At 37.8% G+C, this 13577-nt stretch carries 13 protein-coding genes, 1 tRNA gene and 1 other RNA gene; 11 read left to right on the forward strand and 4 right to left on the reverse strand.

Features of this window, described 5'->3' with window-relative positions; all coding sequences use genetic code 11:
• Window positions 1–5 precede the first annotated feature (5 nt).
• Window positions 6–82, reverse strand: a tRNA-Met gene (locus tag ABXG98_RS18045).
• A gap of 276 nt (window positions 83–358) precedes the next feature.
• On the opposite strand from ABXG98_RS18045, the gene rlmKL reads away from it, so the two are divergent.
• The 5 genes from rlmKL (at window position 359) to rmf (ending at window position 7046) form a co-directional block, all read left to right on the forward strand.
• Window positions 359–2539: a bifunctional 23S rRNA (guanine(2069)-N(7))-methyltransferase RlmK/23S rRNA (guanine(2445)-N(2))-methyltransferase RlmL gene (gene rlmKL / locus ABXG98_RS18050; RefSeq protein ID WP_353540103.1), complete on the forward strand. Its 2181-nt coding sequence runs from the start codon at window positions 359–361 to the stop codon at window positions 2537–2539.
• Between the two features lie 6 nt (window positions 2540–2545).
• Window positions 2546–2812, forward strand: coding sequence for a glutaredoxin family protein (locus tag ABXG98_RS18055; protein WP_353540105.1), 267 nt, complete (start codon window positions 2546–2548; stop codon window positions 2810–2812).
• A 13-nt stretch (window positions 2813–2825) separates the two neighbouring features.
• A complete protein-coding gene (gene uup / locus ABXG98_RS18060) occupies window positions 2826–4742 on the forward strand; it encodes an ATP-binding cassette ATPase Uup (RefSeq protein WP_353540106.1) in 1917 nt (638 codons plus the stop codon).
• 51 nt (window positions 4743–4793) lie between these two features.
• Window positions 4794–6635, forward strand: a complete 1842-nt coding sequence (locus ABXG98_RS18065) for a DUF3466 family protein (RefSeq protein WP_353540107.1) — start codon at window positions 4794–4796, stop codon at window positions 6633–6635.
• Window positions 6636–6872: 237 nt separating this feature from the next.
• Window positions 6873–7046 (forward strand): ribosome modulation factor, encoded by a 174-nt coding sequence (rmf, locus tag ABXG98_RS18070; RefSeq protein WP_353540167.1) that lies wholly within the window; start codon window positions 6873–6875, stop codon window positions 7044–7046.
• 94 nt (window positions 7047–7140) lie between these two features.
• Here rmf and ABXG98_RS18075 read toward each other — a convergent pair whose 3' ends face one another.
• Both ABXG98_RS18075 and ABXG98_RS18080 read right to left on the reverse strand, forming a co-directional pair.
• Window positions 7141–7503 (reverse strand): RnfH family protein, encoded by a 363-nt coding sequence (locus ABXG98_RS18075; RefSeq protein WP_353540108.1) that lies wholly within the window; start codon window positions 7501–7503, stop codon window positions 7141–7143.
• Window positions 7504–7506: 3 nt separating this feature from the next.
• A complete protein-coding gene (locus ABXG98_RS18080; protein WP_353540109.1) occupies window positions 7507–7944 on the reverse strand; it encodes a type II toxin-antitoxin system RatA family toxin in 438 nt (145 codons plus the stop codon).
• Between the two features lie 153 nt (window positions 7945–8097).
• On the opposite strand from ABXG98_RS18080, the gene smpB reads away from it, so the two are divergent.
• The 5 genes from smpB to ABXG98_RS18105 all read left to right on the forward strand — a co-directional run bounded on the left by smpB (window position 8098) and on the right by ABXG98_RS18105 (window position 12116).
• Window positions 8098–8589: an SsrA-binding protein SmpB gene (gene smpB / locus ABXG98_RS18085; RefSeq protein WP_353540110.1), complete on the forward strand. Its 492-nt coding sequence runs from the start codon at window positions 8098–8100 to the stop codon at window positions 8587–8589.
• A gap of 93 nt (window positions 8590–8682) precedes the next feature.
• Window positions 8683–9033: a transfer-messenger RNA gene (gene ssrA / locus ABXG98_RS18090) on the forward strand.
• The gene (locus ABXG98_RS18095) at window positions 9000–10772 is read left to right on the forward strand and encodes a replication endonuclease (protein ID WP_353540111.1); all 1773 of its coding nucleotides are present in this window, start codon (window positions 9000–9002) and stop codon (window positions 10770–10772) included. The genes ssrA and ABXG98_RS18095 overlap by 34 nt, the downstream gene beginning before the upstream one ends.
• 129 nt (window positions 10773–10901) lie before the next feature.
• Window positions 10902–11150, forward strand: coding sequence for a hypothetical protein (locus ABXG98_RS18100; RefSeq protein ID WP_353540112.1), 249 nt, complete (start codon window positions 10902–10904; stop codon window positions 11148–11150).
• 213 nt (window positions 11151–11363) lie between these two features.
• Entirely contained in the window at window positions 11364–12116 is a 753-nt protein-coding gene (locus ABXG98_RS18105; RefSeq protein ID WP_353540113.1) for a hypothetical protein, read from the forward strand.
• 7 nt (window positions 12117–12123) lie between these two features.
• On the opposite strand, the gene ABXG98_RS18110 is transcribed toward ABXG98_RS18105, so the two are convergent.
• Entirely contained in the window at window positions 12124–12831 is a 708-nt protein-coding gene (locus ABXG98_RS18110) for a hypothetical protein (RefSeq protein ID WP_353540114.1), read from the reverse strand.
• 124 nt (window positions 12832–12955) lie between these two features.
• Here ABXG98_RS18110 and ABXG98_RS18115 point away from each other — a divergent pair, with 124 nt between their 5' ends.
• Window positions 12956–13444: a hypothetical protein gene (locus tag ABXG98_RS18115; protein WP_502901574.1), complete on the forward strand. Its 489-nt coding sequence runs from the start codon at window positions 12956–12958 to the stop codon at window positions 13442–13444.
• Window positions 13445–13577: the final 133 nt, after the last annotated feature.

Here is a 13577-nt window from a genome sequence, read left to right on the forward strand (position 1 = left end):
AGAATTGGTTGCGGGAGCCAGATTTGAACTGACGACCTTCGGGTTATGAGCCCGACGAGCTACCAGGCTGCTCCATCCCGCGTCCGAATGACCTGCTGTAAATACAAGCAAGGTAAGCCACAATAGTTTTACTTCATATTGTAAGAAGTCTCCAAGGATGTGCTCCCTGAATTCGAGGCGTATAGTAAGGATAGCGCCTAAATAAAGCAAGCCCTTTTTGAAAAAAAAACTCAGATAGATTAAATGTTCTACGTTATGGGTTAATTATAGGCTATTTAAGTAGATTAGCTTTAACTTTTGTTTATGTGTGAGTATACATTCGTTATAATCGCGCCATCGTTTATTCTGGAACCACACCATGTCAGACCCCATGCAACAATTTTTAGCCCTAACCTCACCCGGTATAGAGGTATTACTCGCCGATGAAATAAAAAACTTTGGCGCAGAGCAAGTAATACAGAAACCTGAAGGCGTATACTTTACGGCTTCTTTGGCGCTAGGCTATAAAGTTTGTTTATGGACACGTTTAGCTACACGCGTAATGCTAAAACTAGGTGAAGGCGAAGCAAAAAATAAGGATGAGCTATTTAAAACAGCCAGTACCATCAATTGGCTTGAACAGTTTACTAGTGACACCTCGTTTGCCATTGACTTTGTTGGCTACAGTGAAGAGATACGAAACAGTCAATTTGGTGGTTTAACCATTAAAGATGCTATTGTTGATCAATTCAGAGAGCAAGGCCTAGAACGACCAGATGTTGACAAAAAATCACCTCAAATCAGTTTTCAAGCACGCTTATTAAGAGATCAAGTTAGCATTTATTTAGATTTTTCTGGTCGAGGGTTATTTCAACGTGGCTATCGTGAACACTCAGGTGCAGCACCACTAAAAGAAAACCTAGCCGCAGCGTTAATTACCCGCTCAGGTTGGTTGTCTGACACCAGCAAACCATTAGTTGACCCCATGTGTGGCTCTGGCACTATTTTAATTGAAGCCGTTGCTATGGCGACCAAACAAGCCCCAGGTATCAACCGTGAAACTTGGGGATTTGCTACTTGGTTAAAGCACGATGATTGTGTATGGCAAAACCAGTTGAATAGCGCCATTGAAAGCTCAGCAACAGCGCTTGAGCAAGCTAATATTAACCGTTTAAAAGTGTTTGGTATTGATCTTGACGCTCGGGTATTAAACACAGCGCAACAAAATGCCCGAAACGCCAAATTACAACGTTTCATTGAATTCAAATGTCAAAACACCAATGATATTAATAATGTCTATGGCTCAAACACGAATAGTTCGGGTCAAGCAGGTACGATATTGTTTAACCCACCTTACGGCGAGCGTATTGGTGAGTTACCTGAGTTAGTCGAAAATTTTGTATTATTTGGTAAAAAACTAAAAGCACAATTTGTTAATTGGCGCGTTGCCATTTTAACCGCCAATATTGAATTACTAGCCATGCTGAAGCTTTCAAGCTTTAAACGTTACAAGTTTAAAAATGGTCCTATTGACTGTCAGTTAGCGCTTTATAATGTTGACGAGAAGCAACTCGAAAAAGATGCGGTTAATCCTCAATCGGCTTTTGCAGAACAAGACAGCGATTTTGCCAATCGTTTAAAGAAAAACCGTAAAAGCCTAAAAGGTTGGCTTAAATCAAATGCCATTGAATGTTACCGCCTCTATGATGCTGATATTCCAGAATATAATGTTGCTATTGATATTTATGGCGATTATTTAGTTATTCAAGAATATGCGCCACCAAAAACAGTGGACAGCGATAAGGCGACTAAACGTTTACAAGAAGTTATTTATTGGGCGCCTAAAGTGTTAGCTGTTGCTACTGATCACGTGATTTTAAAAACCCGTGCAAAACAAAAAGGCAGCAATCAATATCAACGGGTTGATAAATCTAAGCAATCTATCACTGTGAATGAGCACGGCGCATTATTTAAAATCAACTTGTGGGATTACCTAGATACCGGTTTATTTTTAGATCATCGAAAAACACGGCAAATAGTTGCTAAAAAGGCGAAAAACAAAAGCGTATTAAATTTGTTTGCTTATACTGGCTCAGTATCAGTACAAGCCGCTTTGCATGGTGCAGGTTCTATTACAACTGTTGATATGTCAAATACCTACCTTAATTGGGCGCAAGATAACTTTGCCTTAAATAAACTTAATGGTCATAAATATCAATTTGTGCAAGCCGATTGCTTAGAGTGGTTAAAAAATAACACCAATAAATATGATTTGATTTTTATTGACCCCCCGACCTTTTCTAACTCAAAACGTATGGAAGATAGTTTCGACGTGCAGCGTGATCATATCGCTTTACTGACCGATGCCTTAAAATCACTTAATCGTGGTGGTGAAATATTGTTTACTAATAACAAGCGTAATTTCAAAATGGATTTTGATGCATTAGAGCAATTAGGCTTACAGGCAACCAATATGTCAGATATCACCCGAGACAAAGATTTTGCTCGCAACAAGCATATACACAATAGTTGGTCTGTTAAACGAAAGCCACAAGAGTAATCACGTATGACTATTTATAACTTATATGGCAGCGAAGGTTGCCATTTATGTGAACAAGCGCTGAGCCTGTGTTTACAGGTGATTTCTGAACAGCAACTCAAACAAATTGATATCGTAGATCAACCCACCGTAGCACACGAAAGCAAAAACTTAGTAGAGTTATATGGTGTTCATATTCCAGTGATAGAAAAATTAAATCCTGAGAACTCAGCCTTAAATAAAAAGTTGTTTTGGCCATTCACCCTAGAACAGCTTACACAGTTAACACAATAGAGTTAAAAAACTGATGGAATTATTAAGAATAGCCAATGGCGAACTTGCTTTTGGTGAAGATAAAATTTTAGATAAAGCGGACTTAAGTGTTCAAACGGGCGAACGTATTTGTTTAGTTGGCCGCAATGGCGCCGGAAAATCAACATTAATGAAAGTATTAATGGGGTTACAAAACCTTGATGATGGCCAAATATTAAAGTCTAGCACCATGCAACTGGCTATGTTAGAGCAAGATCCGCCTGAATCTTCCGACTCAACGGTGTTTGATTATGTTGCCCAAGGCGTGAAGGAAAATGCCGAATTAATCAGACGCTATCATGGTTTGATTCATTTAATCAGCGAAGATCCTAGCGAAAAAAACTTGAACAAACTCTCCAAGGTGCAAGACGAACTTGAGCAGGCAGGCGCTTGGCAAGACGAACAGCGCATTGAACAAGCCATGAGTACTTTGTCATTAAATCCAGATTCAAAAATTTGCGATTTATCAGGTGGTTGGCTTCGTAAATTAGCACTGGCAAAGGCATTGGTGACCAATCCAGATATTTTATTACTTGATGAGCCCACTAACCACTTAGACATAGAAAGTGTGTTATGGCTGGAACAATTCCTCAAAGACTTTGCTGGCACAATTATATTTATCAGCCATGACCGTGCTTTTATCCGGGGTTTATCAACACGAATTTTAGACCTTGACCGAGGCCAACTTAAAAGCTATCCCGGTGATTACGACTTATACATCGAACAAAAACAGCATGATTTACAAGTTGAAGAACAACAAAATGCGCTGTTTGATAAGCGTCTTGCCGAAGAAGAAGTATGGATTCGCCAAGGCATAAAAGCACGTCGAACCCGTAACGAAGGTCGAGTTAGAGCCTTAGAGAAGCTGCGTTTAGAACGCAAAGCACGTCGCGAAGTACGTAACCAAAGCACCATGAATATTACCCAAGGTGAGCGCTCCGGCAAGTTGGTTTTTGAAGCTCAAGATGTCACAGTAGCATTTGATGACAAGGTGGTTATCAACAAGTTAAATTTACTGATTACGCGAAATGACCGTCTTGCATTAATCGGCGCTAACGGTACCGGTAAATCGACACTGATCAAGCTTATAATGGAAAAGCTGAAAGCAACCAGCGGCAACATGCGCTCAGGGGTTAATTTAGAAATAGCCTATTTTGATCAACACCGTGAAGCGCTTGATCTCAATAAAACTGTGCAAGAAATTGTAGGTGAAGGCAAACAAGAGGTGATGGTGAATGGTCGTTCTCGCCATGTACTGGGTTACCTGCAAGACTTCCTATTCAGTCCTAAACGCGCTCGCACTCCTGTTAGAGCATTATCTGGCGGTGAAAAAAATCGATTATTACTGGCGAGGTTATTTTTACGGCCCAGTAACTTATTGATTCTCGATGAACCAACCAATGATTTAGACATTGAAACCTTAGAGCTTTTAGAAGAAGTAGTTGCAAATTATGCAGGAACCGTTATTTTAGTCAGCCATGATCGAGATTTTGTAAATAACTGCGTGAATACCTGCTTATACTTTGATGGCACTGGGCATATTAATCAGATCGTTGGTGGTTATGATGATGTCGACAGTTATTTAGCGTTAAAAAACGAGCAGCGTCAACAGCAGCTCTCTTCGGGAAAAAACAAAGCAACACAACAAAACACCGAATCGCCAACAAAAAGCAAGCCTCAACAAGAGGTTAAAAGAAAACTTTCGTTTAAAGAAAACAAAGAACTAGACGAGTTGCCCGTGATCATTGCTAACCTTGAAGATGAGATTGCTCAACTACAAGAACAAGTAAATCAAAGTGACTTTTTTAGCAAAGAAGAGCAATACACCAAAAATATATTGAACCAGCTTAGCGAAAATGAGTCAAAACTCGACCTTGCCTACACAAGATGGCAAGAGTTAGATGAAATTTAGTCAATGAGCTTAGTATACCCCCAATAACAAACAGAAGAGTTAAGTAATAGAATGGTCAAATTAGTTAAAAATATCATAGCGTTAAGTATTAGCAGCGCACTAAGTTTAAGTTTTATTACCCATGTTAATGCGTCTACTTACCAAATTGATGATAAAGGTGAAGTAAGCAACCTAAAATACACCTATGCTCAGCAACAAAATAGTAGCGCAGACATGGTGATATCTGGCACCAATGTTTATAATTTTCCTATTCAGTTTCAATATCTTGATGATGATGATTTTACCGCGATAGAACGATTTGCTAATTATTATTATCAAGGTGTGCATTCTCTTGATGATATTGAAGATGCTGAAGCGTTAAGAGCTGGCACCCCAACAGCAAATGATTTAGCTTGGGTAGTGCGTTGGTTACAAAGTACCCTTTCAACAGGAAAAGGCAAAAATATTGAATACCAAAAAGTTGGCGACACTCTAGCTATTACTAATATAGACGGCGTTAGCCAGGATTTTTCTTTATGGGATACAACCTTTGAGGGCACAGACACATTAACACGTTCAACCACAGATATCATCAGTGGTATTACCAACACGGGTATTTTATATGGCACAGCTACGGCTCCTTATTTGCCGAGTGATGTGTTTACCAATGACGCTGGCGAAGAACATACCTATTGGCTAAGAGAGCACGGTATTAGAGGCTTCTTCGCTTTTGATCAAGGCTCACAAGTCTATCAGTTAATTCCTATTGAGTCAGGCTACGGCGGTGGCACATCAGCAATAGTAGATGCTAACGACGCTGGTGTTGCAGTAGGCTTTAGCAGTTATAAAATGACACAATCATACCTTGAAGCAATTGAAGGCAGATCTGATCCAGACAAAAGCGATGAAGACAACAAGAACAATACTTGTGCTGATCCTGATATCGTACCTGGTGATATGACACTTGAAGCATGTATAGAAAAATTGCACATTAACGCGACCAGCGCGCCATATCACTCCATGGCGATTAAAGCGACCTTCGATACCAGTGGTGCGGTGGTAATAGAACAATTAGGTTTATTAGCAACGCCACATGAAGACGATGAACGGGCTTATTCAAGCTATGCTCTAGCAATCAATAATGATGGCGTAGCAGTTGGTTATGCTGATGGTTTTTATGATGAAACAGTAACAGAGCCTAAAGTAAACGAAGCAAAATATTATCAGTATGCGGTTCTTTATAAAGGTGGAGAAGTAATCGACCTGAGTGGCGATCATTCGCTGTCTAGAAACTCTAGAGCTTATGATATCAATGATGCAGGTATTGCAGTTGGGCATATCACTAAACAAACTGATGGCAAATATATTCAAAAGTTTTTTTATGCAGACACTAGCGTGCCTAAAGAAGAAATTAACATGGTCACCCCTGATGACTATTTTTCAGGGTCAGAGAGCACAGTTCGCGCCATCAACAACAATAACTTAATGGTAGGTGAAGGCGAAATTGAAACTCATAATGAAAGCTCTAGCAACCCGCGCAGAACCGCTGCTTTTGTTTATGATATGAACGATGATTTATTCAAGAACCTTAACGACACTATTCCGTGTAATTTACGTCAAAAATACGATATATTTGAAGCTCGCGACATTAACGATGATGGTATTATTTCAGCAACAGCCATAGTTAAAGTTGAACGCCGTGATGCCAAAGGTAATATAATGTTAGATGATAATGGCACACCATTAACTGAAGATGTAGTAAGAGCCATTAGCCTAACACCATCGCCAGAAGACGGTGAAACTTGTAGTGCAAAAGAAGAAGACAAAGTGATTCGTCAAGGGGCTAGCATTAGTTTTGGTAGCCTATTGTCAGTCATGGCACTTCTGGGCTTTCGCCGGAAATTTTTTAAATAACGTTACCCAGAGGTATTTAATACTATTCCAGTTATTAGACACCTTTAGCTAAACTAATTGAAATAATTGAAAAGCACCTTGATGGTGCTTTTTTCATTTCATCCTAAAATAAATATCACTATCTATCAAAAACTTAATATATTTTTATAAAAAAATTGCGTTTTAACATTGTTTTTTAGTCATTCATTAACTACGTTTTAGTAAGAAAAGATAATAAGAAAGGAGCGTGCATCTATGATGAAAAGGCAAAAACGAGACCGCCAAGATAGGGCTCATACACGAGGTTACCAAGCAGGTATATCTGGACGCTCAAAGGAGCATTGCCCATACCAAAGCACTTCGATAAAGTCGCAATGGTTAGGTGGTTGGCGTGAAGCCATAGAAGACAAACAGCAAGGCTTGTATAAATAAACAACCTAATGATTTATTTTAAATATATGTCTTGAAATCAGCTCAGCAAAATGAAAAGCCTAGCCCCGCTAGGCTTTTTCTTACACTATTTTTGTTAGTCTTTTTTCGCTAAAGGGTTAACTCGACCACCGGTTGTTTTATCAGCTCGCCCTTCTAGCTTGGCTTTTTCAGCACGACGCTTTCTGACTTCTTTTGGATCGGCAATAAGCGGTCTATAAATTTCAATTCTATCGAGATCTTCTAACACCGTTGACAACTTCACCGCTTTATTCCAAACGCCAACTTTATTAACCGTTAAATCAATTTCAGGGAACAGCTCAAGTATTCCTGATTCACTAATAGCACACTCTACAGTGGTGCCTTGATTTACCGGTAATGACAGAAGCTTTTGCTTATGAGGTAATCCGTAAGCTATTTCAATTTGAATCGCATCAGCTTGAGGTTGTGTCGTTTTCACGTATCATTGCACTCCATAAATAATTTTAGCGCGTTGGGTAAATGCCTGAACCATATTATTGGTTAAATGATCAAACACTCTACCAAACGCTAAATCAAACATTTTATTCGAAAATTCATACTCAAGTTCTAAACTAACCTTACACGCATCTTCAGATAATGGTGTTAATAACCAATGCCCTTGCAACTTATTAAATGGCCCGTCTACTAACTCTAACTGAATTTGCTGATTAGAGATTAAAGTGTTTTTAGTCGTAAACCATTTTTTCAAGCCCGCTTTAGACACTAATAGTGATGCTGTCACTGAGTTTTCATTCTCAGCAATAATTTTACTATTACTACAATCAGGTAAAAATTGAGGGTAAGCAAGAACATCATTTATTAATTGAAACATTTGATCAACACTATACATAACCAGTGCACTACGACTTAAAGACGGCATTCTAATTTTAACCTCGACAATATTATGGCGATATCATACCAAAACATACCAACAATCACATTATTCAGATGATTTTTCTACGAATGAGACAATTTCCCATTTCAAAGCACGTTTTTACCCGTATAATACCCGCAAGCAAAAATGGAAAAGATAATGGCCAAGAAAAAATCAAAAAATAAATCGAACAGCAACACCATTGCTTTAAATAAAAAAGCAAGGCACAACTACACCCTAACCGACAAGTTTGAAGCAGGGATGAGTTTACAAGGCTGGGAAATTAAAAGTATACGTAGCGGTAAAGTCAATATTTCAGATTGCTATGTGCATATTAAAGACCGAGAAGCCTATTTATTAGGCTCGGAAATAATGCCGCTTAATGCTGCGTCAAGTCACGTTGTATGTGATCCTAATCGTGATAGAAAACTACTACTTAACCGTAGAGAGTTAGACAAGGTCATTGGCGCTGTTGAACGTGACGGTTACTCTTTAATCGCAACGGCAATGTACTGGAAAGCATGTTGGGTAAAATTAGAGTTTTATTTAGGTAAAGGTAAAAAAGACCACGATAAACGTGCCGATATTAAAGACAGAGAATGGGCTGTTGATAAAGGACGACTAATGAAAAACAAAAACCTTGACCGTTAATTGGTTAACAATTATTACGTTGTTTAATCAATAAAATCGCTGTACAATGCGCTTTATAGGCTAATTTAGTCTATAATTAAATTGAAGAACTTTGGGGCGGATCTAGGATTCGACAAGATTCATGAAACCCAAGGTGCATGCCCAGGGGCGGTTGGCCTGGTAAAAAGCCGCAAAACTATAATTGCAAACGACGAAACGTTCGCACTAGCCGCTTAAGGCTAGCCATCACCTCATAAATTGTCCTGTTGTTTCGAGGATTGATGGTCACCCCAAATAGGATAGCGAGGGAAGCACGCTTAAGGCTGAACCGCGAAATAGTATTAAGCTCACCATGACGAAGCCTGTCGATTGGCGTCTAATTGGTTAAATAAATAATCGACTAAGCATGTAGTACCGAGGATGTAGGCTTTTTGGACGGGGGTTCGATTCCCCCCCGCTCCACCAAATTGAGTACTGATGAAAGTCAGTTAAATCAAGCCATAGGCACTGGAAACAGTGGTTGTGGCTTTTTTGCACCTGATACCCAATGGGTCTCAGATAGTCCTAAATGGGCTACAGAATGGCACCGTTTTGACACTTTTTTGCCATCGTCGACAAATAACATTGGTACACGTGAATGTTATTCCTTCCGTAAAAAAATATTTGAACGTCATCCTTACTTAGAAAACGCATTAAAAAGTAACTATCTAAAACTCTATCATCAAAAAAACTTAAGAGAAGCTAACCTCTTTATACATAACATAGATAAATCACTCGTTATTCATGATTTAAACCTATCTTTTGCAACACCAAAAATTAGAAGTTTTTGCGAAAACATGTCACGAAAATGCGGGTTAACTGTTGCTGAATTTGGCGAGAATAAAACTTCATATCAAATATGTAGCGGTATCGCTAAAAAATACACTATCCAAGTTGATGCTTTTGATACTGATAAACCATTTATTCCTACATTAAACAAACTGAGTTGTGCCGATTGGTGGTTTCGTAAAATTAATAAAATACGTCTACAGCATGTTGAACAAGTACATAGAAAATTAAGCTTAGTCCATAAAGATGCAAGTTGCTATGCGAGTAACTTTGCATTAGAAAACAGGAAAACTCAGCTTATAAACTCATTTGACTATTTATCAGCTAATCAGATTGTTAATGAAGATGGTCAAACGTATACATTGCTTGATGTATATAAAAATTCAGTATCAAATCCTAGAATTCGTAAAGCCGAACTAATGACTCGCATACGTGGCTTTGAAGAAGTTGCCACACAAATGGGTCATGCAGGTGAATTTTATACCCTAACCTCACCTTCAAAGTACCATGCTTACTCAAATGGTAAAGCAAACCCAAAATTCAATGGTTCAACACCTAAAGAGGTAAATGATTATTTTAATAATAACTGGAAACTCATTCGCTCAGCTTTACAGAAAAAGAACATTCACCCTTATGGCTTTCGAGTTGTAGAACCACACCATGACGGAACACCGCATTGGCATTTATTATTGTTTATGCATCCTGATGATGTACAAACTACTCGCTCTATTTTTAGTAAATATGCTTTGCAAGAAGATGGTAATGAAAGAGGCGCTAAAGAGCATCGTTTTGATATGACCTCAATAGATCCTAAAAAAGGAAGTGCGGCTGGTTATATTGCTAAATATATTTCAAAGAATATTGATGGTTCAGACCTAGATGATGATTTATACGGGAATGATGCAAAGCCCGCAGCTTCAAAAATTGATGCTTGGTCTTCTTTATGGGGTATTCGTCAATTTCAGCAAATTGGTGGCCCCTCTGTTACCGTTTGGCGTGAACTCCGTCGATTACAAGAGACCGAACAGCCAGATGTCGTGCGAGCGTTTACCGCTGCCGACGCTGGTGATTGGGCTGCTTATGTTATGGCTATGGGGGGAGCAATACTTCCAAGACGTAACCGCCCTATTCATCCCTATTATGAAACTAAAATAAACGAAACTGTTGATATTGAAACTGGGGAAATAATCCAGAACAATTTAACTTACTACGGTGATGTTAAAGCTCCATCATTAAAAGGCCTTATCAATAAAAACGTTATCAATTTAACTCGTACTCGATTATGGAAAAGAATAACGCAACCGATGACGACTTGCGGTTCGAAGTATGAGAGCGGCAATAAGGAATTGGTAAAATTACATCCTATACCGATATAGCAATATGCTCAGGCGCGGAAGCTGCGACGACGAGGGCGAAGCCTGAGCAACGAGGAGAAGCGCGAAGCGCCCTTGGACTTGTGTAAATAACTGTACTAACCCTAATACGAAAAATGGAGACAACAAAAAATGAATATAGAAACGTTTGGCTTTGGTGACCAATTCACCTTAAACGATGCCTTTGAATTGCTTAACTGTCATGTAGTTAAAAAAGGAGATGAAAAAAAATCAGAATCAACCATTGAAGTGATTGGCTTTGTTGCAGGGGTTATAACGCTAAATGATGAAATTGAGGTAATGATTAAATTCCCTAAAGAACTGGTACAACTAACGAAATCAGGTTTTTCTGACAATATCACGCTATTGGAAATGACTTAATAGCGTTTAGCTTTTTTATAAGCTTGCTCTTTAATAATTTGGATTACCCGCAGTGAAGTATTATGACTTTTTTCTTCTAACTAGAATTTTGATTAAAATGCCGAATATATATTTGTGTGTTTTTTATACAAAAAATACACTCTTTAGCTTTGACTTTTAAAATTTGTCCACTACTATCAAGTACGAGTGTTAGAAAATTCAAAAGGAGTTGATATGAAATATACAATAATATTATTAGCCTTAGTAGTACTCGTGTCATTTAAAGCATCTTCTGAAAAGAATTGTTCATATATAGATTCTTATGGAAATTACTACTGCATATCAAGGGTTAATCTTATGGCAGTAGTTGATGCAACATTTGATCAGCAATATCAAAGTCAGTGGTGCTGGGCTGCAAGTCTTTCGAATGTATTTGATTCTTATAATCACCCTGTATCTCAACAAAGAATCGTTGAAGAAGCATATGGCGGGCTAATTAACCTGCCAGCTCAAGGCTTTCAAATAGCTCAACAGTTAAATAAAACATGGATAGATGATTATGGAAACTCTTTTAGTGTACGTTTAACAGGAGCATACGATTATTATAAAGGTGTTTATTCATTAAATAATCAAATGATAGTAGACAATCTAACTCAAAATAAACCATTAATAATTGGTACTAATGGTCATGCCATGACCTTATATGAAGTAGCTTACTATGAAACATTTAACGGGCCAAACTTTATAGGTGGTAGCGTTTACGATCCTTGGCCTAACAGGGGTTGGAGACAGCTTACAACTGCTGAATTTACTCCAATAAACCTTGGTGGGCAAATGCAATTTCTTGTTACTGCTACTTTAACTAGCATCAACACAAATAATAATAATGATTCAGTTAGCACTTCCAATGACGATAGTGGTGGCACAACTGGCGTTTTCTTTTTGCTACTCATAACGATTGGCTTAATAAGAAACAAGAAATGGTGACCCTTAGTTAACCTTTACTTCTGAGATAAGCACCCTTTTTAGTTATATGATCAAAGCTAAAAAGGTGCTCATAACGAGCTTCTTGGCACTGTCCTATTAAACGTTGATGAAATTCCTTACCACTTTGAATTACATCAACCTTACCATTACAAATAGGGCAAACGCCTTCATAAACTACCGTTCTAATTTCACGGATAGTACTACCATTTTTCCGTTTTTCTCCTGTGCTAACTAGTTCTATTTGCGCTGAAAAAGTATTCAATGTTAATAACCATTGGGGTGCTTGTACAACACTACGGTCTAACAGTTTAAAATATGGTACAAATAAATAAGCGATAAAACCAAATAATGAAAAAATGATAATTGACGGTGATAACCAAGCTTTAGATAGCCAACCTGAGATCGAAAATAACAAGCTAAGAAAAGCGATATAAGTTAGAGCGATTAACAAAGCAGGAGCCCAACGCGTCAAACCATCAAATTTAAAATTCGCAAAGGGTTTTGCTAACCATGGCGTGTCTTTTAGTTGGCTCACACGATAAATAATAGCTGTTGAGTCTGTATCCATTTCAGTTGATATATTTTCGATTAAATTCAATTGAGGGAAGTATTCATTTCTCTTTTTCCCACTTGATTCATCTGGCACAAAACATAGCCAAGAATTTGCATCAGTATCTTTAGCAAACTCCTTAAATTCAACTATGTTTTGTTCCATGAATTCTTTTAGTTTTTTAAGGTGCCTAGCTAAAAAACGTCTCGATTTATCACTATCAGTTTCATCTGATTTACATAACTGATACAAGTAAATTGCATCATAAGATATAAGGTCAGATAGCTATATCATTGATAGAACAATGCTTAGGCCAAGAGATGCAATTAATTTTGTAAACCTATGTTTAGCTGAATGTAATGGTGAAATAGAGTTAAATGAAGATATTGTTCTAGAAGCCGAAGAGAAATTTTACTCAGTAAGGAAAACAGCTTTAGCTAAGGAATGGGGAAGCATTTTTTTTCACATTGATGAATATTTGGATAGTTTGGAATTTTTGACTACTATAAACTTTAAAATAAAAGAATTAACAGTACAAGAAAAAGATAGTGTGCTAAATTATTTAATGGATAGGCCGAACATTCAACCTGACAATGAAGAACATAATAATAGAATGCTTAATTTTGATGAGCTTGTTAAAGTTTGGTTCACTGTTGGCGTTATTGGAATACAAAAATCGGAAACTTTGGTAATTTATTCGTCCTTTGAAAAGCCTGAATTAGACATTACAGATCTAACTAAGAAATTTGTAATACACCCGTTATTCTTTAGGCATTAAGCTAAATTATATTTACCTGCATTATAGATAGAAGTCTAACTCAAGTGACATGCCTGTGTCACTTTCATAAATAAGGTATTGATTAAAGTATGATTTACAAATGTTCGACTCCCCCCCGCTCCACCAAATAAAG

Origin of the sequence: Colwellia sp. KU-HH00111, from assembly GCF_040362745.1 — a bacterium.
Taxonomy (GTDB): Bacteria; Pseudomonadota; Gammaproteobacteria; order Enterobacterales; family Alteromonadaceae; genus Colwellia.